This window comes from Gordonia sp. SMJS1 (genome assembly GCF_029866425.1).
Classification (GTDB): Bacteria; Actinomycetota; Actinomycetes; order Mycobacteriales; family Mycobacteriaceae; genus Gordonia; species Gordonia hongkongensis.
This window is the reverse complement of the sequence record NZ_CP123381.1, coordinates 3,147,686-3,173,693: the sequence shown is the minus strand read 5'-3', so window position 1 is coordinate 3,173,693 and position 26,008 is coordinate 3,147,686. Positions and strand designations below refer to the sequence as shown.

Annotated in this window: 22 protein-coding genes; 15 read left to right on the top strand and 7 right to left on the bottom strand. The window is 67.8% G+C overall.

Going from position 1 to position 26,008, the window contains the following annotated elements:
- Positions 1 to 12: 12 nt before the first annotated feature.
- From polA to QAD21_RS14395, 5 genes are all read left to right on the top strand, one after another.
- A complete protein-coding gene (gene polA, locus QAD21_RS14415; RefSeq protein ID WP_065632384.1) occupies positions 13 to 2,793 on the top strand; it encodes a DNA polymerase I in 2,781 nt (926 codons plus the stop codon).
- Positions 2,793 to 3,878: an isocitrate/isopropylmalate family dehydrogenase gene (locus tag QAD21_RS14410; protein WP_065632385.1), complete on the top strand. Its 1,086-nt coding sequence runs from the start codon at positions 2,793 to 2,795 to the stop codon at positions 3,876 to 3,878. The genes polA and QAD21_RS14410 overlap by 1 nt, the downstream gene beginning before the upstream one ends.
- Positions 3,879 to 4,323: 445 nt before the next feature.
- Positions 4,324 to 5,223 (top strand): ABC transporter substrate-binding protein, encoded by a 900-nt coding sequence (locus QAD21_RS14405; RefSeq protein WP_068971375.1) that lies wholly within the window; start codon positions 4,324 to 4,326, stop codon positions 5,221 to 5,223.
- A 1-nt stretch (position 5,224) separates the two neighbouring features.
- Positions 5,225 to 6,187, top strand: a complete 963-nt coding sequence (locus QAD21_RS14400; protein ID WP_211540601.1) for an amino acid ABC transporter permease — start codon at positions 5,225 to 5,227, stop codon at positions 6,185 to 6,187.
- The gene (locus QAD21_RS14395; protein WP_272498183.1) at positions 6,184 to 6,990 is read left to right on the top strand and encodes an amino acid ABC transporter ATP-binding protein; all 807 of its coding nucleotides are present in this window, start codon (positions 6,184 to 6,186) and stop codon (positions 6,988 to 6,990) included. Before QAD21_RS14400 ends, QAD21_RS14395 begins: the two co-directional genes overlap by 4 nt.
- A gap of 6 nt (positions 6,991 to 6,996) precedes the next feature.
- On the opposite strand, the gene QAD21_RS14390 is transcribed toward QAD21_RS14395, so the two are convergent.
- Complete coding sequence (locus tag QAD21_RS14390) at positions 6,997 to 7,860, bottom strand: class I SAM-dependent methyltransferase (RefSeq protein ID WP_165629952.1); 864 nt, start codon at positions 7,858 to 7,860, stop codon at positions 6,997 to 6,999.
- 17 nt (positions 7,861 to 7,877) lie between these two features.
- On the opposite strand from QAD21_RS14390, the gene QAD21_RS14385 reads away from it, so the two are divergent.
- A complete protein-coding gene (locus QAD21_RS14385) occupies positions 7,878 to 10,892 on the top strand; it encodes a BTAD domain-containing putative transcriptional regulator (protein WP_280359775.1) in 3,015 nt (1,004 codons plus the stop codon).
- Here QAD21_RS14385 and QAD21_RS14380 read toward each other — a convergent pair.
- Positions 10,842 to 11,939 (bottom strand): class I SAM-dependent methyltransferase, encoded by a 1,098-nt coding sequence (locus QAD21_RS14380; RefSeq protein ID WP_280359774.1) that lies wholly within the window; start codon positions 11,937 to 11,939, stop codon positions 10,842 to 10,844. The two genes, QAD21_RS14385 and QAD21_RS14380, sit on opposite strands and share 51 nt — an antisense overlap.
- 350 nt (positions 11,940 to 12,289) lie before the next feature.
- Positions 12,290 to 12,868 (bottom strand): 2'-5' RNA ligase family protein, encoded by a 579-nt coding sequence (locus tag QAD21_RS14375; RefSeq protein ID WP_280359772.1) that lies wholly within the window; start codon positions 12,866 to 12,868, stop codon positions 12,290 to 12,292.
- A gap of 225 nt (positions 12,869 to 13,093) precedes the next feature.
- Here QAD21_RS14375 and rpsA point away from each other — a divergent pair, with 225 nt between their 5' ends.
- Positions 13,094 to 14,572 (top strand): 30S ribosomal protein S1, encoded by a 1,479-nt coding sequence (rpsA, locus tag QAD21_RS14370; RefSeq protein ID WP_058251851.1) that lies wholly within the window; start codon positions 13,094 to 13,096, stop codon positions 14,570 to 14,572.
- A gap of 76 nt (positions 14,573 to 14,648) precedes the next feature.
- On the opposite strand, the gene QAD21_RS14365 is transcribed toward rpsA, so the two are convergent.
- Together QAD21_RS14365 and QAD21_RS14360 are read right to left on the bottom strand one after the other, a co-directional pair.
- Entirely contained in the window at positions 14,649 to 15,248 is a 600-nt protein-coding gene (locus tag QAD21_RS14365) for an SWIM zinc finger family protein (RefSeq protein ID WP_280359771.1), read from the bottom strand.
- Complete coding sequence (locus QAD21_RS14360) at positions 15,245 to 16,705, bottom strand: DEAD/DEAH box helicase (RefSeq protein WP_348534443.1); 1,461 nt, start codon at positions 16,703 to 16,705, stop codon at positions 15,245 to 15,247. The genes QAD21_RS14365 and QAD21_RS14360 overlap by 4 nt, the downstream gene beginning before the upstream one ends.
- Before the next feature lie 369 nt (positions 16,706 to 17,074).
- Between QAD21_RS14360 and QAD21_RS14355 the strand changes: the two genes are divergently transcribed.
- The 4 genes from QAD21_RS14355 (at position 17,075) to QAD21_RS14340 (ending at position 20,776) form a co-directional block, all read left to right on the top strand.
- Complete coding sequence (locus QAD21_RS14355; protein ID WP_280359770.1) at positions 17,075 to 17,821, top strand: TetR/AcrR family transcriptional regulator; 747 nt, start codon at positions 17,075 to 17,077, stop codon at positions 17,819 to 17,821.
- A gap of 91 nt (positions 17,822 to 17,912) precedes the next feature.
- On the top strand, positions 17,913 to 19,145 hold the full coding sequence (gene aztD / locus QAD21_RS14350) for a zinc metallochaperone AztD (protein WP_280361740.1): 1,233 nt from the start codon (positions 17,913 to 17,915) through the stop codon (positions 19,143 to 19,145).
- A gap of 126 nt (positions 19,146 to 19,271) precedes the next feature.
- Positions 19,272 to 20,168, top strand: a complete 897-nt coding sequence (coaE, locus tag QAD21_RS14345) for a dephospho-CoA kinase (protein WP_205334141.1) — start codon at positions 19,272 to 19,274, stop codon at positions 20,166 to 20,168.
- A gap of 137 nt (positions 20,169 to 20,305) precedes the next feature.
- On the top strand, positions 20,306 to 20,776 hold the full coding sequence (locus QAD21_RS14340; protein ID WP_280359767.1) for a hypothetical protein: 471 nt from the start codon (positions 20,306 to 20,308) through the stop codon (positions 20,774 to 20,776).
- A 1-nt stretch (position 20,777) separates the two neighbouring features.
- Here QAD21_RS14340 and QAD21_RS14335 read toward each other — a convergent pair whose 3' ends face one another.
- Positions 20,778 to 21,371 carry a DUF402 domain-containing protein gene (locus QAD21_RS14335; protein WP_280359766.1) on the bottom strand — a complete coding sequence of 198 codons (594 nt, stop codon included), beginning with the start codon at positions 21,369 to 21,371 and terminating at the stop codon, positions 20,778 to 20,780.
- Positions 21,372 to 21,465: 94 nt separating this feature from the next.
- On the opposite strand from QAD21_RS14335, the gene QAD21_RS14330 reads away from it, so the two are divergent.
- The 4 genes from QAD21_RS14330 to QAD21_RS14315 all read left to right on the top strand — a co-directional run bounded on the left by QAD21_RS14330 (position 21,466) and on the right by QAD21_RS14315 (position 24,920).
- Entirely contained in the window at positions 21,466 to 21,888 is a 423-nt protein-coding gene (locus tag QAD21_RS14330) for a hypothetical protein (RefSeq protein WP_280359765.1), read from the top strand.
- Positions 21,888 to 22,130: a hypothetical protein gene (locus tag QAD21_RS14325; protein ID WP_280359764.1), complete on the top strand. Its 243-nt coding sequence runs from the start codon at positions 21,888 to 21,890 to the stop codon at positions 22,128 to 22,130. The genes QAD21_RS14330 and QAD21_RS14325 overlap by 1 nt, the downstream gene beginning before the upstream one ends.
- Positions 22,131 to 22,150: 20 nt before the next feature.
- Complete coding sequence (uvrB, locus tag QAD21_RS14320; RefSeq protein WP_058251857.1) at positions 22,151 to 24,307, top strand: excinuclease ABC subunit UvrB; 2,157 nt, start codon at positions 22,151 to 22,153, stop codon at positions 24,305 to 24,307.
- A 169-nt stretch (positions 24,308 to 24,476) separates the two neighbouring features.
- Positions 24,477 to 24,920 carry a universal stress protein gene (locus tag QAD21_RS14315; protein WP_058251858.1) on the top strand — a complete coding sequence of 148 codons (444 nt, stop codon included), beginning with the start codon at positions 24,477 to 24,479 and terminating at the stop codon, positions 24,918 to 24,920.
- A 47-nt stretch (positions 24,921 to 24,967) separates the two neighbouring features.
- Here QAD21_RS14315 and QAD21_RS14310 read toward each other — a convergent pair whose 3' ends face one another.
- Positions 24,968 to 25,885 (bottom strand): hydroxymethylglutaryl-CoA lyase, encoded by a 918-nt coding sequence (locus tag QAD21_RS14310; RefSeq protein WP_280359761.1) that lies wholly within the window; start codon positions 25,883 to 25,885, stop codon positions 24,968 to 24,970.
- Between the last annotated feature and the right edge of the window lie 123 nt (positions 25,886 to 26,008).

The window sequence follows — 26,008 nt, the reverse complement described above, 5'->3', positions numbered from 1 at the left end:
GACTCGGCGATTGTGAGTCCAGCGCAGAGTTCCCCGGCAACGACCCCAGCCAAGGCCACCGGATCGACGGGCAAGGCGGCACCCGGCGCCAAGGGCAAGACCAAGCAGCCGGTGTTGATGCTGCTCGACGGGCACTCCCTGGCGTACCGGGCGTTCTTCGCGCTCCCGGCGGAGAACTTCAAAACCCATTCGGGGCAGACGACCAACGCCGTCTACGGCTTCACCTCGATGCTCATCAACCTGCTGCGCGATGAGGAGCCCACGCACATCGCCGCGGCCTTCGACGTCTCACGCAAGACGTTCCGGTCGGAGATGTATCCGGAGTACAAGGCGCAGCGGTCCAAATCCCCGGACGAGTTCAACGGCCAGGTCGATCTCACCAAAGAGGTCCTGGACGCGCTGGGTGTCTCGGTGCTGGCCATCGAGGGTTACGAGGCCGACGACATCATCGCGACCTTGGCGACGCGGGCCCGGGAGGACGGATACAAGGTCCTGATCGTCACCGGCGACCGCGACTCGCTGCAGCTCGTCGACGCCTCCACCACGGTGCTCTATCCGCGCAAAGGCGTGTCGGACCTCACGCGGTTCACGCCCGAGGAGGTCGAGAAGAAGTACGGTCTCACTCCCACCCAGTACCCCGATTACGCCGCGCTGCGCGGTGACCCCAGCGACAACCTGCCGGGTATACCCGGAGTCGGGGAGAAGACCGCCTCGAAGTGGATCCGCGAGTACGGGTCGCTCGCGGCCCTCGTCGATCACGTCGACGAGGTCAAGGGCAAGGTCGGCGACGCATTGCGCGCTCATCTGGCGTCGGTACAGACCAACCGACAGCTCACCGAGCTCGTCCGGGACATGCAGCTGCCGACGTCCCCCGACGACCTGGCCATGGTCGGGTGGGACCGGGACCGCATCCACCAGCTGTTCGACGACCTGGAATTCCGGGTCTTGCGAGACCGTCTCTTCTCGACGTTGAGTTCGGTCGAACCCGAGGCGGAAGCAGGTTTCGATCTCGACGGTGCGGTCCTGGGTGCCGGTGAGGTCGCCGGATGGCTGACCGAGCATGCGCGCACCGGTCGCGTCGGTCTCGCCGTCACCGCCCCGCATGTCGTGGTCGGGGCGGACCCGACCGGGGTGGCGGTCGCGGCCGCTGATGGGACCTCCGCCTATGTCGATGTGACCGCGCTGAATCCCGAAGACGAGGCGGCACTGGGGGATTGGTTCGCCGACCCGTCCGCGCCGAAGGCGGTTCACGAGGCGAAATGGGCCGTACACGCGCTGCGCTCACGTGGCTGGAAGCTCGACGGTGTCACCAGCGACACATCGCTCGCGGCCTACCTGGTCCGACCGGGACAACGGACGTTCAACCTCGACGACCTCGCGCTGCGCTACCTGCGTCGTGAACTGCGCGCCGACGGCGGCCCGGGCGACGGCCAGATGTCGTTGCTCGACGACGATTCGGACGGGCGGGTGGCCGAACAGCACATGCTCGAGGCGCGGGCGGTCCAGGAACTCGCCGACACGCTCGACACGGAACTGGACCGGATCGACTCCAAACCGCTGCTCACCGAGATGGAACTGCCGCTGTCGTTCGTGCTCGCCGATGCCGAGGCCGCGGGCATCGCCGTCGACGTCGATCATTTCGGTGCCCTCGAGCGGATGTTCGCCGACCGGATCCGCGCCGCGGCCGAGGCGGCCTACGAGGTCATCGGAGAACAGATCAACCTCGGTTCGCCGAAACAGTTGCAGACCATTCTCTTCGACAAGCTGGACATGCCGAAGACTAAGAAGACCAAGACCGGCTACACCACCGACGCCGACGCGTTGCAGTCGTTGTACGAGAAGACCGAGCATCCCTTTCTCGCACACCTCCTCGAGCACCGCGACGCGACGCGGCTGAAGGTCACTGTCGACGGGCTGCTGAAGTCGGTCGCGGACGACGGACGTATTCACACGACGTTCAATCAGACGATCGCCGCGACGGGACGCCTCTCGTCCACCGAACCGAATCTGCAGAACATCCCGGTGCGTACCGAGGCGGGCCGCGAGATCAGGCGCGGCTTCATCGTCGGCGCCGACACCGCGACCGGTGTGCCCTACGACTGCCTCATGACCGCCGACTACAGCCAGATCGAGATGCGGATCATGGCACACCTGTCGGAGGACGCCGGCCTCATCGAGGCCTTCAACACCGGGGAAGACCTCCACAACTTCGTCGGGTCACGGGCCTTCGGGGTGCCGATCGACGAGGTCACCACCGAGATGCGCCACCGGGTGAAGGCCATGTCGTATGGACTCGCTTACGGGCTCAGCGCATTCGGGCTCGCCGCCCAGCTCAAGATCAGCCGCGACGAGGCCAAGGAGCAGATGGAGGCGTACTTCGCGCGGTTCGGCGGGGTGCGCGATTATCTGCACGACGTGGTCGCCGAGGCCCGCCGAAACGAGTACACCGCAACACTGTTCGGTCGCCGGCGGTATCTGCCCGATCTGAACAGCGACAACTGGCAGCGCCGGCAGGCCGCAGAACGGATGGCGCTCAACGCTCCCATCCAGGGCACCGCCGCCGACATCATCAAGGTCGCGATGATCAACGTCCACAAGCGCCTCGCAGCTGAAGGGCTCACGTCGCGAACACTTCTCCAGGTCCACGACGAGCTCGTGATCGAGGTCGCCTCGGGTGAGCGGGAGGCCGTCGAGGCCGTTGTCCGGGAAGAGATGGGCAATGCCATCACCTTGTCCGTCCCGCTGGAGGTGTCGGTCGGGTTCGGACGCTCCTGGGACGACGCAGCTCACTGATGGGTGACCGGGACAGAGAGTTCGGAGTCCTCGTCGGGGACGGGATCGGACCCGAGATCGTGCCGGCGGCGGTGACGATCGCCGAGGCTGCCGCTCGTGCGGAATCGATCGAGATCAGTTGGCAGCACTTACCTTTCGGGCTGTCTGCGATCACCTCGCACGGCGATCCGGTGCCGGCGGAGACGCTGACGGCCCTCGACGAGCTCGGCTTCTGGATCGTCGGCCCCCACGACTCGGCGGCGTACCCGCCGGGTCATGGGGACCGCACGCCGGGAGCGGTCCTGCGAACCCGGTACGACCTGTTCGCCAATCTCCGTCCCGCCCGGGCATTTCCGGGTGTTCCGGCGCTCCGGCCGGACATGGACGTCCTGGTCGTGCGGGAGAATTCCGAGGGCTTCTACGCCGATCGCAACATGGCGGTCGGCAGCGGCGAATTCATGCCGACACCCGACGTGGCACTGGCGGTCGGGCTCGTCACACGCGCGGCGTCGGAGCGAATCGCGCGAGTCGCATGCGCCGCCGCGATCGAGCGTGCGGGTTCCGACCGGCAGCCGCGGTTGACCATCGTGCACAAGGCGAACGTCCTGCGCATGACCACCGGCCTGTTCCGGGATGCATGCCGCGACATCGCCGCCGGGTTCCCCGAGATCGAGGTGTCCGAGCAACACGTCGATGCCATGGCGGCCCTGCTGGTTCGGCGTCCCGCGGACTTCGACGTCCTCGTCACCGAGAACCTCTTCGGCGACGTCCTGTCCGACCTCGCCGGCGAGCTCGCCGGTTCGCTGGGCATCGCCGGTTCGGTCAACAGCTCGGAGTCCCGCGTGATGGCGCAGGCGTCGCACGGTGCCGCACCCGACATCGCCGGGCGCGGCATCGCGAACCCGGTCGCGATGATCGCCTCGGTGGCCATGGGTTTCCAGAGGTACGGGCAGATGACCGACGACGCGGCCCTCGTCGCGGTCGGTGCCCGGATCGACGCCGCTGTCGCCGACACGCTCGCGCACACCGCGACCCGCGACCTGGGCGGCGAGGCGAGCACCGCCGAGTTCGCCGACGCGGTGGTCCGGCGGATCGTCGAGCGGTGAGCTCTGCGAGCGGACTACGAAAGAACTCGTTGTGCTCGGAGGGAGGCCGATTACTGCTCCCTGAGGTGCGAGGAGCGCAAGCGACGACCCCCGTTGCTCCCTGAGGTGCGAGGAGCGCTAGCGACGACCCCCGTTGCTCCCTGAGGTGCGAGGAGCGCAAGCGACGAGCCACGAAGGGTCCCGCAACCCGTCTCACCAGGACCCTTCGTGACGCAGCCTCCGCAAGCTCCGGCCGCTCCTCAGGGAGCAGGTGGTGACGCAGCCTCCGCAAGCTCCGGCCGTTCCTCAGGGAGCAGGTGGTGACGCAGCCTCCGCAAGCTCCGGCCGCTCCTCAGGGAGCAGGTGGTGAGGCGCTCGCTACGCGCGTGAACGGCGGGTGGCGAGCCGGGGCGCGGCGGGCGAACTACAGTGAGTTGGTGCGATCGGCCGGACGAAGGGTAGTGGTGTGACGCGGGTGGCTCGTTGGCTCGGCGTCCTGCTCGCCGTCCTCGTCGTCGTGACCGGATGCGTGGACAACGAGGCGCGGGAGCGCGCCGGTCAGGTCGTGCCGATCGACGTCGACGTCGCGACGGTGCCGGACATCGCCGCGCTGGTCCCACCGGAGATCGCGCGCACCGGACGCCTCATCGTCGGGGTCAACATCCCGTACCAGCCGAATGAGTTCAAGGATGCATCGGGAAAGATCATCGGCTACGACGTCGACCTGATGAACGCCGTCGGCAAGGTGCTCGGACTCGTTCCTGATTACAAGGAGTCCCAGTTCGACACCATCATCCCCTCGGTGCAGGCCGGGACCTATCAGCTGGGGATGTCGTCGTTCACCGACACCCTCGAACGCGAGAAGCAGGTCGACTTCGTGACCTACTACAGCGCGGGCGTGCAGTGGGCGCAGGCGAGCGACAACGACGACGAGATCGACCCCGACAACGCCTGCGGGCTCCGGGTCGCGGTGCAGACCACCACCTATGAGGACACCGACGAGGTTCCCGCCAAGAGCGCGGCGTGCGTCGCTGCGGGCAAACCGGCGATCGACAAGGTCCGGTTCGACAGCCAGGACGAGGCCGTCAACGCACTGATCCTGGGTCGGGTTGACGCGATGTCGGCCGACTCACCGGTCACGGCCTACGCGATCAAACGCACCGACGACCGGCTGAAGCCCGCCGGTGGGGTCTTCGACTCCGCGCCGTACGGGTGGCCGGTGCGGAAGGGCTCACCGCTCGCGCCCGCACTGCAGCGGGCCGTGCAGTACCTGATGGACAACGGACAGTACGAAGAGATCGCGGCCAACTGGGGCCTCGAGGAGGGCATGATCGATGTCTCCGTCATCAACGGCGCGGTGAGCTGACATGACGTCACCGCACAGCACCGCCGCGTCACCGCCGGGCGAACCCGAACCGATCGAGGCGGTTCCGCTCCGTCGTCCCGGACAGTGGGTCGCGGCGGTGATCATCATCGTGTTGGGCGCACTGTTCGTCTACGGTGCCGCCACCAACGAGGCCTACAGCTGGGGCACGTACGGCAACTATCTCTTCGACTCGCGAATCCTGTCGGGGGTCGGTTACACGCTCGCTTTGACCCTGCTGTCGATGACCATCGCCATCGTGCTCGGCGTCGTCCTCGCGATCATGCGGTTGAGCCCGAACCCGGTGTTGCGCGGCACATCGTGGGTGTATCTGTGGATCTTCCGCGGCACCCCCGTGTATGTGCAGCTGGTCTTCTGGGGCCTGTTCCCGGCGATCTACAAGCAGATCGACCTCGGCATACCGTTCGTGCACCAGTTCGTGTCGCTCGACATCCAGACGCTCAACGCCGCGTTCCTCTTCGCGGTCATCGGACTCGGCCTGAACGAGGCCGCGTACATGGCCGAGATCGTCCGCGCGGGTGTGTCCTCGGTCGGTGAGGGGCAGACCGAGGCGTCGGTGGCACTGGGTATGTCGTGGGCGCAGACCATGCGACGAACGGTGCTGCCCCAGGCCATGCGGGTGATCATCCCGCCCACCGGCAACGAGCTGATCAGCATGCTCAAGACCACGAGCCTGGTGGCGGCGGTGCCGCTCACCCTCGACCTCTACGGACGTCAGCGGGACATCTCGGGCGTGATCTTCGAGCCGATCCCGCTGCTTCTCGTCGCGTCCACGTGGTACCTCGTCATCACCAGTGTCCTGATGGTGGGCCAGTACTACGTGGAGCGCTACTACGCGAAGGGCGCGACCCGGCAGCTCACGGCGCGGCAACTCAAGACGATGGCCGACGGCGCGGCCACGGCGCCCGGCGGCGCCGCCGGGCCGGCAGGGGGAGAGAAGGCATGAGTCCCGCAGAAGACACGGCCGCACCGGCCGCCGGCGGATCGCCGCCGCCGATGGTGGTGGCCGACCGGGTCTGCAAGAGCTTCGGTTCGGTCCAGGTCCTCAAGGGGATCTCGCTGGAGGTGGCGCGCGGCGAGGTGCTGTGTCTCATCGGTCCGTCGGGATCGGGGAAGTCCACGTTTCTCCGCTGTGTGAACCACCTCGAAGTCGTCAACGCCGGCCGGCTCTACGTCGACGGTGATCTGATCGGCTACCGGGAACGCAACGGCAAGCTCCACGAGATGAGTGCCAAGGACGCGGCGACCCAGCGACGCGACATCGGCATGGTGTTCCAGCATTTCAATCTGTTCCCGCACCGCACGGCCCTCGAGAACGTGATCGAGGCGCCGATGCAGGTGAAGCGTCAGTCGCGTTCGGAGGCGGTCGACAAAGCCCGCTACCTGCTGGACCGGGTCGGCCTGTCCGACCGGGCCGACGCCTATCCGGCCCAGCTGTCGGGTGGCCAGCAGCAGCGTGTCGCCATCGCGCGTGCGCTCGCGATGGACCCCAAACTCATGTTGTTCGACGAACCCACCTCGGCGCTCGACCCCGAACTCGTCGGCGATGTACTGAAGGTGATGCGTGAGCTGGCTGCGTCGGGCATGACCATGCTGGTCGTCACGCACGAGATGGGTTTTGCCCGGGAGGTCGCCGACCAGCTCGTGTTCATGGACGGCGGCGTCGTCGTGGAGAAGGGGAACCCTCGTCAGGTCCTCGCCGATCCGAGAGAACAGCGCACCCGGGAGTTCTTGTCGAAGCTGCTGTGAGCGCCGCTAGTCGGGCTTGTGGCTGCAGAAGATGGCTGTTCCCGGGAAGTAGCTGCCGCGCAACGGGCTCCATTGCCCCCAGGTGCGGTCGAAACCGTCCGGCCACTCGGGTTCGATGATGTCGTCGAGAACGAACCCGGCGGCCCGGAGTTCGCGAACACGGTCACCGATGGTGCGGTGGTGCTCGACGTAGGTCAACGTTCCGTCGGCATCGGTCTCGGTGTACGGCGTGCGGTTGAAATAGGGGATCCGTACGGTCAGGCCCTCCGGCCCGGGATCGTCGAGGAACATCCAGCGCATCGGGTGATTGACGGCGAAAACCCAACGCCCACCGGGTTTCAGGACCCGTGCGACCTCGCTCATCACGCCGGCCGAGTCGGCGACGAACGGTACCGCGCCGAAGGCCGAACACGCGGCGTCGAACGACGCGGACGCGAAGGGCAGGGTCTCGGCGGTCGCCTGGACGAGCGGGACCCGCACGCCTTCCGCCGCCATCGCGTCGAGTCCGATGCCCAGCATCCGCCGCGACAGGTCGACGCCGACTGCGCGCGCGCCGTGCGCGGCCAGCCACCGGGCACAGGGCGCCGAACCGCAGCCGATTTCGAGGATGTCCTGGTCCTCGATGTCCCCCAGGAGCCCGACATCGGCCTCGCGTAAACCCTCCGGACACCATACGAAATCCCCGCCTGCGGCATGGGCACCGAGAAAGTCGCCGTGCTCGACGTGATAGTTCTCCGCGTCGTGATCCCACCACCACCGGCTGGCACGGTCGCTGGTCGCGGAGTCCACGTCGCCGAGGATCCTCGGGGGACGGCTCGACCCCGGGCCGTTCGATGTCGTTTGTTCGGATTCCGCCTGGTTGGGGGACATCCTGCGATGATAAGGCCATGGTCTGTCTCACTCTGCTGGGTCCGGTGGACACACCGGATGACGCGGGTGTGTCCCGACCGCAGTTCGGCACGCCTCGCCTCCGCTGTCTGCTCGCCGCCCTGGCATCGCGCGCGAATGCGGTTGCCGATGTGGACTGGCTGACCGACATCCTGTGGCCCGACGCGCCGCCGGCCACCCCGGAGTCGGCCCTGCACAACCTCGTCTTCCGACTACGAACCACCTTGCGGCGACGTCAGGTCGACGGCCGTCTGCGAGTCGTCACGACCGCGCCCGGGTACACGCTCATCGTCGATCGGACCGATGTCGACGCACTGCTCTTCGACGACACCGTGGCACGGGCCGTCGCCGTCGTCGATGCCGAGCCCCAGCTGGCTGTCGATCTGCTCGACCAGGCCGAGAGTCTGTGGCATGGAACGCCATACGGCGAGTTCGCCGACTGTGCCTGGGCGCAGCCGGAGGTCGGGGCGCTCCTCGAACGGCGTGTCCTGGCCGCGGAGACAGCTGCCGATGCCCTGGTCACCCTCGGCCGTCCGGAAGACGCCTATGTCCGGTTGCTGCCCTTCGTCGATGATCATCCCTATCGCGAGGGGCTCCACCTCCGGGTCATGGCGGCGCTGTGGCGGACGGATCGTGCGGCCGAGGCGCTCGATGCCTACCAACGGTTGCGTCGACGCCTCGCGGAGGATCTCGGCACGGACCCGGCCCCGTCGGTCCGCGAGCTGCATGCCCGCATCCTCGACGGGGACCCGCCGCCGCGCCGCGTCCGCGGGGATCGGCGGCCGGCCGGAACAGTCGCGGTACCACATACCGAAATCGGCGCGGCGAACCATGATTCGGGCCAGCTGATAGGCCGGGATGCCGACCTGACGGGCCTGACGGCAACCGTGCGGGGACGCGGGGTCGTCACGGTCCTCGGCCCCGGTGGCGTCGGCAAGACGGCGCTTGTCCGGCACCATGTCCGGTCGGCGAGTGACCGTCCCGTCTGGTTCGCCGAACTGGCAGCGGTCGCGAGCCGCCACGCGGTGGTGCATCTGGTGGCGTCGGCGACGGGCCTGTCGATGCGTCGTGATGTCGCGGCCCTGGACGCACTCATCGGCGCACTGACCGGTCGACACGGACTGCTTGTGCTCGACAATTGTGAGCACGTCCTCGAGTCGGCGGTCGAAATCGTTGTCGCGCTGCAGGATCGGTGCCCCGATGTCACGGTGCTCGCGACCTCACGGGTGCCGCTGGGGCTTGCCTCGGAACGGATCATCTCCCTCGATCCACTCCCGGTGCCGGACGTGGGCGCGGCGGCCGCCGCCATCGAGTCGTCGGATGCCGTCCGGCTGTTCTGTGTCCGTGCCCGGGCGCGCGATCCGCGCTTCGAGCTGAACGAAGCAACTGCGCCGGCGATCGCGGAGATCTGCCGCCGGCTCGACGGCCTGCCGCTCGGTGTCGAGCTCGCGGCGACGAAGGCGCGCGCGATACCGCCGGCAGTGCTCGTCGACCGACTGCACTGGCGTTTCCGGGTCCTGCGCGGTCCGCGCGGGATCGCGCCCCGGCACCGGAGCCTGCACGCACTCGTCGACTGGTCCTATGGACTGCTGAGCGACCCGGCGCGTGGTCTGTTCGACGTCCTCAGCATCTTCCCCTCCCGGTTCGGCCTCGACGACGCGGAGTTCCTGGCCGCGGCGACGGGAGTGCTGGACCGCGAAGACGTGGCCGATACGATGGCCGAACTGGTCGACGCGTGCATGGTGTCGGTCGATCCGGGGGGTTATCTACTCCTGGAGACGTTGCGCGCCTTCGGTATCGATGCACTGGCGAGTCGGGACGCCCTCGCCGGTGCGCGGTGTGCGCACACCGCGTGGGTGGCGGACTGGCTGGGTCCGTTGGGGTGCGAGGTCTACGGTCGCGGACACCTCGACGCCGCGCGCCTGGTCGATGCACGGCTCGACGATGTGCGGCAGGCGATCGATCATGCGAGTGCTCACGACCCCGCTCTCGCCGACACGATCCTGCAGGGGTCGATTCCTTTCCTCGAACTGACCATGAGTCCGGAGGTCACCGCGTGGGCGCGGATGCTCATCGACCGTCACGACGACTCGTCGCTGGGGTCCGCGGTGTGGGCGGTGTCGGCCGGTGGTGCGCGCTTCGACGGCGACCTGCCGACCGCGCGGCGGTGCACGCGTCGGGGCCTCGACGCCGGCCCAGACCCGTCGGTCCGCGTCTACCTCCACATGATGCTCGTGGACATCGGGCTGTTCCAGGGGGATCTCGACGCTGCGCTCGACGACGCGCGGACGTTCCGCGAACTCGCACTGGCGGCCGGCATGCCGGGGGCGGCGCACATGGCCGACATCAGTGCACTGCTCATCCGTGCCTACCGCGGCGAGGACGCGTACCCGGCCGCGCGGTCCCTCGAAATCGCCTGTGCCACATCGGGTGAAGACGTTGTCGCGGCCTGGTGTCGCTATGTGTCCGGCGAGTGTCTGCTCGACGCCGATCCCGGGCGGGCGCGGCAACTCCTCGAGGGTGCCATCGAGTCCGCGCGCCGACACGGTGACCGGTACCTACTGGGGGTGGCGATGGCGTCGCGGGCGTCGATCGAGGCCCGTTCCGGCGCAACCGACGCCGCCGCCCGGTCGTACGTGGAGGTGCTCGAGCATTTTCGGCAAGCGGGAAACTGGACGAATCAGTGGGTGACCCTGCGCTCGGTGATCGACGTCCTGGTCGATCTCGGGCGGTGCGAACAGGCGGCTCTGATCCTCGGTGCCATCCGGCGAGCACACGAGGCGGCCGGGTCCGATCCGTTCGGGAACGACGTCGAGCGACTCGGTTCCGTCGAGAATCGAATCCGAGCCGCGCTGGGCGAGGCGGTGACGGACGATCTCGTCGCGACCGGTGCCGCCATGGCTCCGTCCGATGTCGTCGACGTCGCCGTCACCTCGTTGCGGGCCGGGCACGCACCGGCGGGGTCAGGTCGTCAGCTCGTAGAAGCGGAAGAAGCTGAAATCCTCGATGGGTAGGACCGTCACGTCGGCGTAACCCGCGTCGTGCGCGTACCGACGCAGCGTCGACGGTCGGAGCACCGTGCCGGTGGCCGCGGACGGTGGTGAACTCATCGAGTCCGGCAGACACACCAGCAACGAGAACCCGTACATGATCTTGTCGAGATCGTCTGCGGGACCGTCGAACTCGTCGGATACGGCTTCATCCATGACGATCAGCGAAGCTTCGGGCGCCAGTGCGCGCCGGACCGCGGCGAGGACCTCGACCGGCCGCGGCATGTCGTGTAGGCACTCGAACGCGAAGGCGACGTCGAACGGGCCGTGCGCCGCCGCCTCGTCGCCGTCGGCGACGAGGAACGTCACGCGGTCGGTGACACCCGCCGCCTCGGCATGCGCACGGGCCATCCGTACCGACGCCTCGTCGACGTCGAGCCCGATGAAGGTGGCCTCCGGGTAGGCCCGCGCGAGTGCGATGGTCGAGTGGCCCGCTCCGAACCCGACGTCGGCGATCCGCGCCCCGGGCCGGGACAACCGCTCGTGCAGGGCTTCGACACCCGCCAGCGCGGGCGCGAGGCGGGCGTCGAACCAGGGCCGGTTGAGATCGGCCTGGCACTCTCGCGCGTCGGCGCCCAGGGTTTCCCAGCTCACGCCCCCACCGTTCCGGTAGGCATCGAGCAGCTCCGGGAGATGGCGTGCCGATGCCGCGAACATGCGGGGGAGGGCGCCGAGGTACGACAGGCTGGTGGTGTCGGTGAGTACTTCGGCGACTCCCGGCGAGATCGCGAAGGTGTGCGGCCGGGTGGTGAGGTCCGCGTCGAGAATGCCGAAGGCGCTCTGCATCTCCAGCCATTCCCGGGCATAGCGTGCGTTGGTGTCGGTTCGTTCGGCCAGCCCGTCGGCGGTGAGGGGGCCCGATTCGGCCAGGCATCGGTACCACCCGAGGCGCTCGCCGAGGTACACGCTCATGGTCTCGGCGGTGGCGAGCGTCGAACCGAAGAGTCGTTCGGCGAACTCGTCGGCGCTCGGTGCTGGTCGATCGGTGGAGGATCTCAGTGTTTCGGTCATGCCCAGATCATCGGGCCGTGGGCTCTCGAGTCACTCTCATCGTGATCTCGGAGGCCTTCACCCGGTGGCGGTGGGACGCCTCGTCGCCGTGGCGACGACGTGGGTCACAACGTTCGACGACCCCGGTCCGAAGACCCTGCTTGGGTAACCTGAGCGCCGTGGGCGACCAGACTTGCCGATGCGGTCACGACCGATCGGCTCACGAGCACTACCGGACGGGTACGGATTGCGCGCTCTGCGGCGAGCGGTCCTGCCCGCGGTTCCGTCCGGACTCCCGGCTTCGTCGGCTACTCGGCGCGTTGCCGGGCCGACGGGGAAACGGCGGCTCCTCCGTCTGACCCGCAGTGCGATCAGCAGGCCCGCCCCGCGAGCACGACGTCGGTTCCCGCATCTGGATTCCAGCGTCGCAGTGCGGTGAACTCGCCGACGATCTCGGCGCGGATGTCGAGGATGTCGAAGGCGCGGACGAGCTGTTCGGCGTCCATCCGCCGCGCGAGGGTGACGTGCGGGGTCCACTGCCCGGGAACGGTGTGCGCGAACGGCATTCGGCGACCATCGGTCGAGGCTGTCGCCGTGTCGGCCGGCTCGGGGTCGACGAACTCGGCGGATAGCCGCGAGACCTGGGCGTGGACCGACAGTAGTTCGCTCGACGGCACCACGAGCCGCGCGAGCGTGGATCGTCGACCGCCGCCGAAGACGATCGGAGCGCCGAGCCGCATCCCCACCGGCAGGCGCATGGCGACCGCGGCCAGTGCCGCATCGGCGTTCCCGTCGATCCGGGACGCGGCCACCAGCGTCACGTGGGGCCGATTCGTCGGCGACGCGACGCGACCCTGATGGGGGAGTCTGGCTGCGGCGAGGGCGTCCCATTCGGCCCGAACCTGCTGGTCGGACGAGTCGTCGAGGAGGAGTTCGAGTGAGTGCGCCACGTGGGGATCGTCTCATCTCCCGTCGGGCCGCACGTCCTGGCGGCCTCGTGAGACGAGCCATTTGCCCAGCACAATGCCGCTGGAGTAGGCTTCTACACGCGCGTGTGCCCGATGACGCGCGGTTCGCACCTGCCCTGACCGGTGACAGGCCGGTCCAGGTGGTGTCGATCAACAGAGCTTTGCAGAATCGTACCTACTACACACCTGTCCGGAGCAACTCAACATATGTCGTCCCCCACGATCACCTCGCCGCAAGTAGCCGTCAATGACATCGGCACTGCCGAGGACTTTCTCGCCGCCATCGACTCCACGATCAAGTACTTCAACGATGGCGACATCGTGGAAGGCACCATCGTCAAGGTCGACCGGGACGAGGTTCTGCTCGACATCGGTTACAAGACCGAAGGCGTCATCCCTTCTCGCGAACTGTCGATCAAGCACGACGTCGACCCCAATGAGGTCGTCAACGTCGGTGACGAGGTCGAAGCCCTGGTCCTCACCAAGGAGGACAAAGAAGGCCGTCTGATCCTCTCCAAGAAGCGTGCGCAGTACGAGCGGGCTTGGGGCACCATCGAGGAGCTCAAGGAGAAGGACGAGGCCGTCAAGGGCACCGTCATCGAGGTCGTCAAGGGCGGCCTGATCCTGGACATCGGCCTGCGCGGCTTCCTCCCGGCATCGCTCGTGGAGATGCGCCGCGTCCGCGATCTGCAGCCGTACATCGGCAAGGAGATCGAGGCCAAGATCATCGAACTCGACAAGAACCGCAACAACGTGGTCCTGTCGCGTCGCGCATGGCTCGAGCAGACCCAGTCCGAGGTCCGCAGCGAGTTCCTGCACCAGCTGCAGAAGGGCCAGGTCCGCAAGGGCGTCGTGTCCTCGATCGTCAACTTCGGTGCGTTCGTCGATCTCGGCGGCGTCGACGGTCTGGTCCACGTCTCCGAGCTGTCCTGGAAGCACATCGATCACCCGTCCGAGGTCGTCGCCGTCGGCGACGAGGTCACCGTCGAGGTCCTCGACGTCGATCTGGACCGCGAGCGTGTGTCGCTGTCGCTCAAGGCAACTCAGGAAGATCCCTGGCGCCAGTTCGCCCGCACCCACGCCATCGGCCAGATCGTGCCGGGCAAGGTCACCAAGCTGGTGCCGTTCGGTGCGTTCGTCCGGGTCGACGAGGGCATCGAGGGTCTGGTCCACATCTCCGAACTGGCCGAGCGCCACGTCGAGGTGCCGGATCAGGTCGTCGCCGTCGGTGACGACGCGATGGTCAAGGTCATCGACATCGACCTGGAGCGTCGTCGGATCTCGCTGAGCCTGAAGCAGGCCAACGAGGACTACACCGAGGAGTTCGACCCCTCGAAGTACGGCATGGCCGACAGCTACGACGAGCAGGGCAACTACATCTTCCCCGAGGGCTTCGACGCCGAGACCAACGAATGGCTCGAAGGCTTCGAGAAGCAGCGTGAGGCATGGGAGGCCCGGTACGCCGAGGCCGAGCGTCGCCACAAGATGCACACCGCCCAGATGGAGAAGTTCGCCGCTGCTGCCGCCGAGGCCGCCAACGCCCCGACCGACTACTCGTCGGCGTCGGAGAGCCGCGGCGGATCGTCGTCGAGCAGCAGCTCGACCGGCGGATCGTCGGCCGGCGGTTCGCTGGCCAGCGACGAGCAGCTTGCCGCACTGCGTGAGAAGCTGTCGGGCAACGCCTGACACGCCTCGCTCACCGAGCACGATGAAGAAGCCCTCCCGGGAGACCGGGAGGGCTTCTCTCGTCTGGTGCCGACGGTCAGTCGGGCGCCCCGGTGCGACGCCGAGCACTCCAGTAGTCCCGGGCGTCGAAGGTTGTTAGTGCCGCCCACCGCAGCGGCATCCGGCTCGGTGGTCCATCCGGGTGGTCCGTGCCACCGGCGACTCCGCTGCGCCGTGCTTCGAAGTCGCGTAGGCGGAGGGCCAGCAAGGGCTCTCGATCGACGGCCGCGGCGAGGGCATAAAGCGTGGCGAGGATGTGCAGGCACCGGTCGCCGCGGGCGCGGCAGGAGCAGTCGGCGACCTCGAGAACCGGTGACGACCACGACGCCGCTTCGATGAGGCGACGATGCATGTCGTCGGTCGGTTCGGTGGATTCGCCGAGCATCCCCCTCACCGTCGTCGCGTTCGCCGGGGTCATGGCATCGAACTCGAGATGTGCCATCGACGCCTCGCCGCCACGCTGCACCAGACCGCTGACCGAACGTCCGTCGACGGTGAGCGTGACGCCGCCGTTGCGGGCGACACTGCGGGCTCGTGGCGCCGAGGCGTTGGGGCCACGCGCCGAGATCGGCTCGGCGAGCCGGACGATCTCGGCGCCCCAGCGGGTGAACCCGAATTCGGCAGGAGTGCTGGTCATCGCGCCTCCCGGTGACGCCGCAGGATGTCCATCAACCGCTCGTCGTCGAGGCCGGTCAGCTCGGTGAGGGCGGACGTGTCGTCCGCGTGCGCGCCGAGCGCGGACTTGCGCCGGTGCAGGCGATCGATGTGCTCTTCGAGGGAGGTGGCCGAGGTGAGGGTGGTGATCGTGACGGGACGTTCCTGGCCGATTCGGTGCACCCGGTCGGACGCCTGGGCCTCGACCGCCGGGTTCCACCAGCGGTCGAAGTGGATGACGTCGCAGGCGCGCGTGAGGGTGAGCCCGACGCCGCCGGCTTTGAGGCTCATGACCATCAGCCCGGGGCCTTCGCCCGCCTGGAAGGCGGCGACGAGTTCGTCGCGACGGCTCGCCGAGAGACCGCCGTGGAAGAACGGTGCCTCGACCGCCAGTTGTTCGGCGAAGTGCCGGACGAGGAGTTCACCGGTTTCCCGGTACTGGGTGAAGACGAGCGTGGGGGAGCCGGTACGCAGGTTGTCACCGAGGATCTCTGTGCACACGTCGAGCTTGCCCGAGCGTCCCGCGAGCACCCGGGTGTCGCCGGTGACGAGGCCGGGATGGTTGCAGATCTGCTTGAGCCGGGTGAGTGTGGCGAGAATCCGTCCGTGTCGTTCGAATCCGTCGCCGAAGCCGGTGTCTCCCACGCGCGCGAGGTGAGCGTCGTAGAGCTGCGCCTGTTCGTCGGTGAGATCGACGAGCACCGGATTGCCGATCTTCGGCGGCAGCGCCGAGGCCACACGGGATTTGGTGCGCGCCAACATCACCGGCGCGACCGCCACCCGAAGTCGTCGCAGCGCGCCGGCGTCGCCGTCGTCCACGGCTTTGGTGAAGCGCCGCCGGAACACCGCCCGGTGAGGAAACAGTGCGGGCGCGACGACCCGGAGAATCGCCCAGAGGTCGTCGAGACTGTTCTCGATGGGAGTGCCGGTCAACGCGACGTGAGCCCGGGCGCCGACGGTGCGCGCCGCGCGTGACACCTGGGTGCGCGGGTTCTTCAGGGCCTGCGCCTCGTCGAACACGGCTGTGGCCCAGTCGAATCGACGGACGTCGGCGATGCTCAGTCGCAGTCTCGCGTAGGAGATCACGGTGATCGAACCGGGCCCGTCCGGCGCATGGTCGAGGGGGCCGGTGTACACGTTCAGATCAGGCGCGAAGCGGGCCACCTCGTGACTCCAATTGGTCACGAGGCTGGTCGGGCAGACGACCAGCTGTGGTCCCTCGTGCGCCCGAAGCGTCAGCAGTCCGATCGCCTGGACGGTCTTGCCCAGTCCCATCTCGTCGGCCAGCACGGCACCGCCGGTGACCTCCACGGTGCGGGCCAGCCAGGCGATACCGCGAATCTGATACGGCCGCAGGTGGGCTCGCAGAGTGTCTCGCAGTATGTCCTCGGCGGCGAGAGACTCCTGCAGCGCTGTACGGGCGAAGTCCGCAGTCGTCACCGCCGTCCCGGTGGGATCGATCTCGGCGTGTGCGGCGAGCGGCAGCGGTGTCGCGGAGTCGCCGGCGAGTGTGCGTCGCCACGCTTCGACCGACTCCGCGACTCGGCTCGGATCACCCTGGTCGCACGCGGCCAGGAGTGCCGGGGGATCGACGAGTTCGCAGCGGACGTCGCGAACGACGAGGTCGCGGCCGTCCGGGACCGCGAGACGGCAGGTGTCCGACAGGTTCCCGGCATCGGACTGGTGGGAAGACCAGAGCGCGAACTGGTGCAGGTCCGGCAGATAGGTGGCCTGAGTGGGCAGTGGACGCTCCTCTTGGTACGGTGTACGGGGTTATGACTCAGTACACCGTACGGGAAAGGCGTCGCCGTGTCGACCGCAGATGATGCACGCACGCTGGTCCGACTGCTCTGGCGGGCCGAGGCCGGAGATGGCGGTCCGCGGCGGGGGCCGCGGCAGCGGGTGTCGGTCGACGACATCGTGACGGCGGCGATCGACCTCGCGGACGAGCGCGGGCTCGGTGCCGTCTCGATGCGCGCCCTGGCCGCCGAACTCGGCGTCGGGCCGATGAGTCTGTACACCTACGTGCCGACGCGTGACGTGCTGGTGGCGCTCATGATCGATCACGTGACAGCACGGACTCCGATGCCCGGGCCGGCACCGACCGTCGTCGAGTCCCTGGCGGGAGTCGCGCGCGCACTGCGTGCCGAGTGTCTCGACCACCCATGGCTGCTGGCGGCCTCGCCGTGGCGCCAGGTGCTGGGCCCGCACCGCCTGGCCCGGTACGAGCGGCAGCTCGAACTGCTCGAGGCGACCGACATCTCGGATGTCCAGCGGGACAACATCATCGCACTGCTCGGTGCCTTCGTGGCCGGCAACGCCCGCGAGGCGGTCGGGGAGCGGACGGCCGCCGAGGAATCCGGGATGAGCGACGCGCGATGGTGGGAGATCGTCGGTCCTGAACTCGCGGCGGTCATCCCCGATGGTGCGTACCCCCTGTCGGATCGGGTCGGCAGTGCGGTCGGAGAGATCCATCAGGCGCCCGGCGCCCCCGATGACGCCTTCGAATTCGGACTCGCCCGCGTGCTCGACGGGTTGCGGCCGTTGCTGGCCTGATGCCGGGGTGTTCGCGAGGAGCGGCCGTTGCGGGCCACCATCATCCCATGCGTTGTTGACAATGATTTTCATATCCATGTTCACTGTTCGGGTGTTTGCACAACGGACAAAACTGACCCGCTCTCTCGCGTTTCTCACCGCCGCGTCGTTCGCGCTCGTCGCCTGCGGGAGCGAGGATTCGAGCGAATCCGCGCCCGCCTCCAGCTCGGCCGCGGCCGTCGAGCAGCAGAGCGCCACGCCGCGCCTCGCGCTCAGCTACGACGGCGGCATCCTGGTCCTCGACGCGCAGTCGTTGGAGCAGGTCGCCGACCTCCCGATCGACGGCTTCATCCGACTCAACAGCGCCGACAACGGCCGTAATGTGTTCGTCTCGGAGTCGGACGGGTTCCGGGTTCTCGACATGGGTACCTGGACGCGTCAACACGGCGACCATGGTCACTACTACACGACGACACCGGCCCTCACCGACATGACGTTCGGCGGTGAAGAGCCGGGACACGTTGTGCCACACGACTCCCGGATCGCCCTCTTCACCGACGGCACGGGCCAGGTCGACATCGTCGAGCCCGCCGAGCTCCTGCGCGGGAACCCGGCGTCGACCTCGTTCACACTTCCCGAGCCGCACCACGGGGTCGCGGTGTTCCGTGAGGACGGCACGGTCGTCGTCACCGTCGGAAACGAGGACTCGCGCAGCGGGATTGCAATTCTCGACCCCGAGCGCAAGGAGATCGTGCGCAACGACCAGTGCCCGGGCGTGCACGGTGAGGCCGCCGGCGCCGACGGAGTCCTCGCTTTCGGTTGCGAGGACGGACTGCTCATCGTGAACGGGAACGACATCCGCAAGGTCGAGAGCCCCGACGAGTACGGCCGCATCGGCAACCAGGCCGGCAGCGAGGAGTCCCCGATCATCCTCGGCGACTACAAGTCCGATCCGGACGCCGAACTCGAACGGCCGACCCGGTTCTCGCTCACCGACACCCGCACCGGCCAGCTCCGGCTCGTCGACCTCGGCACCTCCTACAGCTTCCGGTCCATCGAGCGCGGTCCCGGCGGGTCCGCCGTGATCCTGGGAACCGACGGTGCCCTACACGTCTTCGACGCCGACACGGCCGCGAAGACCGCCACGATCCCCGCCATCGGCGCCTGGACCGAACCCGACGAATGGCAGTCCCCGATGCCGAACGTCGTGGTGCAGGAGGGCATCGCCTACGTCAGCGACCCGGCCGCCAAGAAGATCGTCGCCGTCGATCTGAACAAGAACGAAAAGGTCGGCGAGGCGGACCTGCCGCACGAGACCATCGAACTGGCGGCCGTCACCGGCTGATCCCTCAACCCGAGGAGACCTCGTCTCGACGTCGTGACCTGCTGAGGGTCATCGCGCGAGACGGGGTCTCTCGTGTCTGCGGGGGCCTTCCAACGTGTCGCAGACGAATTTGTCAGACTGGTGAGCGTGATCAGGCTTGGGCTGACCGGTGGCATCGGGGCCGGCAAATCGACTGTGGCAAAGACGTTCGTCGAGCGGGGCGCGTACATCATCGACGCGGACAAGGTCGCCCGGGAGGTGGTCGAGCCGGGATCCGAGGGTCTGGCTGCGCTCGTCGAGGCGTTCGGTCCGGACATCCTGGCCGCCGACGGGAGTCTCGATCGTCCGGCTCTCGCGGCGAAGGCATTCGTCGACGACGAGTCGAGGCTGACGCTCAACGGCATCACCCACCCGCTCATCGGGGCGCGGACCCAGGCCATGCTCGACGACGCACCGGCCGACGCAATTGTGGTGCAAGACATCCCGCTGCTGGTCGAGAACCACACGGCGCCGTTCTTCCATCTGGTCGTGATCGTGTTCGCCGAGGCCGACGTGCGGTTGCACCGGCTGACCACCATGCGGGGTGTCGCCGAGGCCGATGCCCGTGCCCGCATCGCCGCGCAGGCGACCGACGAGCAGCGTCGTGCCGTGGCCGACGTATGGCTGGACAACTCGGGCGCCCCCGAGGAACTGGCGGCATCGGCCGCCCGGGTCTGGGACGAGCGCCTCGTGCCGCTCGAGCTGAACGTCCGCGAGCGTCGCGTCGCCGAGTCGGTGCCCGGGCTCGTGGCAGCAGAACCGAATCCCGATGGTCCGTCCGCGCGTCTGGTGAACCGATTGTGGGCGCTCGCCGGCGAACTGGCCACCGCGGTCGACATCGTCGACCCGGCGACGGTCGAGTTGCGGGTGACCGCACGTGACGCCGGCGCCGCGGAGGGCTTGGCGGATCGTCTCGCCGACGGTGGATTCGCACCGGCCGGACCGGATCAGTACGGGTCCTGTGACCCGGGGCGGCCGGCCGCGGTGCGGGTCGTGACACGCTGACCGGCGGTTGGCACAAAAACTGACTACAAACGTTGCCAAAATTCGCACATGCTGCCCCGTCCGCTGCTAACTTGTGAGTCGCACGCCCCCGCGGTGGGGGTGGTCGCCGAGGACGAAGCCCAGGAGTGGAGTACAGCATGGTCGGTCGGGGAAGTCGGAGTCGCGCGCGGATTGCCAGTGGCGCAATAGCTTTCGGTGCAGTTGCGTGCGCAAGCGTGGCGCTGGCCGCGCCGGCGGAGGCGGCGCTGCAGGGCATCGCGGTGGACACTCTTCCGGGTTACGGCTCGTCGGCCAACGGCTCGTTCAACTACGGGGTGTACGGCGCGGGATGTTCCTACACACTGTCGGTTCTCGTCAGCGATCCGCGTTCGGCGAAGTCGAATCTGAAGGTCACCCTGGTGGGCGCCGGGCGCACGGTCACGATCTACGACCAGAAGCCCACGAATGTCGAGATCCGGCCCAAGTGGCGGCCGTCGACCCCGGGCCGCTACCTGCTGAAGGCGACCCTCGACGGAGTCGAGAAGTCGAGGGCGGTCACGGTGGGCACCGGCGTCCAGCTCCCCGACTTCATCCGTAACGGATCCTGTTTCGTGCTGCCGACGTACTGATCTACCGGGCCTCGCCGTGGCGACGGTGGTCGTGGTCGCGAAAGGCCACCGCGCCACCCGCCGCGGCGTCGAGCCAGTCCTGTATGTCGTTGCCGTGTTCCGCCGCACCGACGAGTGCACGCGTGGCGATCCCGACGGCTTCGACGCACTGCGCGGTGTCGAGCAGTCCCTCACGGTGGGCCTCGAGCAGCTCGTCGGTGTCGAGCAGCAGGGGAGGGGTGCCCGGCACGTCGACGAGATCGAGGTACCAGTCCTCGGCATGCCACCGGCCGTCGTCGTCGGGGCCGGCGAACCGGCCGACATCCAGGTACAGGCGCTGCCCTTCGCGGTAGCCGCCCTGGTAGTGGAAGATGTTGGCGCGCAACCCCAAAGCGGGTAGCAGCCATGACTCCAGGTGGTCGAATCTGGGGTGCCCGGGAGCGTGGCGCGACATGTACAGCCCGAAGTCGGTGACGCGATACTCCTCGACCTCCCGGACGAATCCCTTGTTGTCGGTGTTCGTCATCGCCGGGACGTCGAAAGTCTCGCGTTTGGGCGGGTGCAGCGGGTGCGGTGCTGACCCGGGGTCGGCGGTGCGCCCGCCATCGCTCGTCATGCTCTGAATCTAGACAGCCTCACCGACGATCTCAGGGTGAAAGCCCGAGTTCTCACCGATGCGTCCGACCGCCGATTCGCGAGATGGTCGGAACATGAGGACTTTCGTCGCCGAACGGGGCCGTGGAATGGCCCGCGAACGAATCACAGCGCGGCCGACGGTCAAGTGCGCACGGCACCTGCTGCTGTGGATACATGTGCTCTCGTCGGTCTGTTGGATGAGCCAGACGCTCGCGATGGCGGTTCTGATGCTGAGTCCCGGGGACGGGGGCGCGGTCGCCGCACACGTCCTCGACACCACGGTCCTGGTGGTCTCTGCCAATGTGTCCGCGATGTCGGGATTCCTGCTGTCCGCGACGACGCCGTGGGGCTTCTTCCTCCACTGGTGGGTCCTCGTGAAGTTCGCGATCACGGTGAGCCAGCTCGTCGTCGGGATCGCGGTGCTCTCACCAGCTCTCGACTCAGCGGCGCGCGCCCGCGAAGTCGCGTCGGCCGGCTGCTCGCGTCGACGGTCCTGATGGCCACGTTGATCGCGTTCCAGGGCTGGCTGTCGATCGCGAAACCGTGGTCGCGCGTGCCGCGCAGGTCCCGCGGCAAGGCGCCGGTTCCGGGCCCGGCGGTCCGGGTCGCGGCGCCCGTCGCGGTCCTCGCCGACGTCGGGGTGTTCGTCGTCGTCGGCCAGCCGATCCCGCTGTGCTCGGCGCTCGTGCTCGTCGCCGCGCTCGTCGGACGCCGGTCCGCGGGAACATCGATGTCATAGGTCGCGTTTACCCTGGCACTATGGCTTTTGCAGCAGAACGCCCCGTCATCGCGCACTCGGAGTTCCGGCCGGTCGGCGAGATCGAGCGGACCGATGCCCGCCTGCAGGTCGTCAGCGAGTACGAACCGGCCGGCGACCAGCCCGCCGCCATCGAAGACCTCACCCGCCGGATCAAGGCCGGGGAGAAGGACATCGTCCTCCTCGGCGCGACCGGCACCGGAAAGTCGGCGACCACGGCCTGGCTCATCGAGCAGGTCCAGCGCCCGACGCTCGTGATGGCGCCGAACAAGACGCTCGCGGCGCAGCTCGCGAACGAACTGCGCGAGATGCTGCCCAACAACGCCGTCGAGTACTTCGTGTCGTACTACGACTACTACCAACCCGAGGCGTACATCGCGCAGACCGACACCTACATCGAGAAGGACTCGTCGATCAACGACGACGTCGAGCGCCTACGTCACTCGGCGACGTCGAGCCTGCTGTCGCGACGCGACGTGGTCGTCGTCGCCTCGGTGTCCTGCATCTACGGCCTCGGTACGCCGCAGTCCTATCTCGACCGGTCCGTCGAGATCGAGGTCGGGCAGGAGATCGATCGCGACGCCCTGCTGCGTCTGCTCGTCGACGTCCAGTACACGCGCAACGACATGTCGTTCACCCGCGGCAGCTTCCGGGTGCGCGGGGACACGGTCGAGATCATCCCGTCCTACGAGGAACTGGCTGTGCGCATCGAGTTCTTCGGCGACGAGGTCGAGTCGCTGTACTTCCTGCATCCGCTGACCGGTGACGTCGTGCGCCAGGTCGACTCGCTGCGCATCTTCCCGGCCACCCATTACGTCGCCGGGCCCGAGCGCATGGAGAAGGCGATGGCGAGCATCGAGCGCGAGCTCGAGGAGCGACTCGCCGAGCTGGAGGGCAAGGGCAAGCTGCTGGAGGCCCAGCGTCTGCGCATGCGCACCACCTATGACCTGGAGATGATGCGTCAGGTCGGGTTCTGCTCGGGCATCGAGAACTACTCGCGCCACATCGACGGGCGAGCCGCGGGGAGCGCGCCGGCCACGCTCATCGACTACTTCCCGGACGACTTCCTCCTCGTCATCGACGAGTCGCACGTGACGGTGCCCCAGATCGGCGGCATGTACGAGGGCGACATGTCGCGCAAGCGCAACCTCGTCGAGTACGGATTCCGGTTGCCTTCGGCGGTCGACAACCGACCGCTCACATGGGACGAGTTCGTCGACCGCATCGGACAGACCGTCTATCTGTCCGCGACTCCCGGGCCGTACGAACTGGGCCAGTCCAACGGCGAGTTCGTCGAACAGGTGATCCGTCCGACGGGACTCGTGGACCCGCAGGTCGTGGTGAAACCCACCAAGGGCCAGATCGACGATCTGGTCCATGAAATCCGTGAGCGAACCGATCGCGACGAGCGCGTCCTGGTGACCACCCTGACCAAGAAGATGGCCGAGGATCTCACCGATTACCTGCTCGAACTCGGTATCCGCGTCCGGTACCTGCACTCGGAGGTCGACACCCTGCGTCGTGTCGAACTGCTCCGCCAGCTGCGGTCCGGTGATTACGACGTTCTGGTCGGCATCAACCTGCTCCGCGAGGGTCTCGACCTGCCCGAGGTCTCGCTCGTCGCGATTCTCGACGCCGACAAGGAGGGCTTCCTGCGGAGCACCACGTCGCTCATCCAGACGATCGGTCGCGCGGCCCGCAACGTGTCCGGCGAGGTCCACATGTATGCGGACAAGATCACCGATTCGATGCGCAACGCCATCGACGAGACCGAGCGGCGTCGCGAGAAGCAGATCGCGTACAACAAGGCGAACGGCATCGATCCGAAGCCGCTGCGCAAGAAGATCGCCGACATCCTGGACCAGGTCTACAAGGAAGCCGAGGACGAGGCCGTGGCGGTCGGCGGTTCCGGACGCAACTCCAGCCGCGGACGCCGCGCACAGGGTGAGGTGTCGAAGGCCGGTAGTTCGGGGGTCATCGAGAAGCGTGACGTGTCGATGATGCCCCGCGCCGAGCTCGCCGACCTCGTGTCCCAACTCACCGACCAGATGATGAGTGCCGCTCGGGATCTGCAGTTCGAACTCGCCGGACGACTCCGCGACGAGATCGCCGATCTGAAGAAGGAGATGCGAGGGATGGACGCGGCCGGGATCAAGTGACGTCTGTTCGGGGTGGCAGCGTCGGGTTCACGATGTGCCGATCACCACGAACGGGGGACAGACGTGCCCGTGGCACACTAATGTCCCCGTGCAGGACCCCTGCATTGTGGGTATACGCGATGACGCCTCGCTGATGGGCAGCGAGGCGAATTCATGTCGAGAGGTTGGGATGAGCTCTTACGAAACCGTCGTCGTCGGAACGGACGGCTCCGAGTCGTCGATGAAGGCTGTGGAGCGTGCGGGTGCACTCGCGGGCGACGCTCAGCTGGTGATCGCGTGCGCGTACTTCCCGAACGAGCGCGGAGCCGGCGACGCTGCGGATGTCCTGAAAGACGAGGCGTACCAGGTCACCGGATCGACGCCGACCGAGGAGATCCTGCGAACCGCGAAGGAACGGGCCACCAAGGCCGGTGCGTCGAACGTGGTGCAGCGCCCGGTCAAGGGTGCTCCGGTCGACGCGCTCCTGCAGTTGGTGAGCGACGTCAAGGCCGATCTTCTCGTCGTGGGCAATCGCGGCCTGAATTCGATCGCCGGCCGGCTCCTCGGATCGGTCCCCGCCGATGTGGCCCGCAAGTCGGCGTGCGACGTGCTGATCGTCCACACCACCGGATAGTCGACGAAGGGTGTCCCACCGGTGCGTTCGCACCGATGGGGTCCCGCTCAGATGTCCCCGTCTCCGCGGACGGCCGGAAATGCTCCGGCACGTCCGAGGAGTGCGGAGACATTCTTGTCAAGGGCCCGGCCCAGCCACGCGGCGGTGTCGATCAGCCCCTGCATGTCGACACCCGTGATGACCTCGGACCGATCGAGTGCGTAGACGAGGTCCTCGGACGCGATGTTGCCGGTCGCCGCGGGCGCGAACGGACACCCACCGAATCCGCCGACACTGGCGTCGATGGCGCCGGCACCCGAATCGAGCGCGGTGAGAGCATTCGCGTAACCGGTGTTCCGCGTGTTGTGGAAATGCCAGCGCTGTGGAATACCGGGCGCACGCTCCGCCGTGCGGGCGGCGAGATCGCGGACCTGCGCCGGGACCCCGACGCCGATCGTGTCGGCTAGAGCGATCTCGTCCGGGGCGGCCTGATCGGTCAACCGCGCCACGATGTCGGAGATCCGGCGCGGGTCGACCTCGCCCGTGAACGGGCAGCCGAACGCGACCGCGATGGTCACCGTCGTCGCGAGGCCGGCCGCGCGCGCGTCGCGCACCACGTCGACGGCCGCGGAAACGGTGTCCTCGACGCTGCAGCCCTGATTACGGCGGCTGAACGCCTCGGTGGCCACGACGACCGCGTTCACCTCGTCGACCGCGGAGGCGAGAGCGCGGTCGAGACCACGACGATTGAGGACGAGCCCGATATAGGAGACACCGTCCATGCGGGGCACCCCGGCCATGACCTCCTCGGCGCCGGCCATCTGCGGTACGCGTTTGGGGTTCACGAAACTCACCGCCTCGATCCGGCGCACGCCGGCGTCGACGGCCCGGGCGATGAACTCGATCTTCTCCTCGACGGAGAGCAGGGTCTGCTCGTTCTGCAACCCGTCCCGCGGGCCCACCTCGATCAACTGCACGTCTGACACCAGTCCGATCTTGCCTTGTCCGGCGCCGGGCGAAGCCGTGTCCGAGATGCCGTTCTGCCCCGGTGTCGGTCGAACGACCGAATCCTACGGTCCCGGAACCACGCCAGACGGTACGAAAGTGAC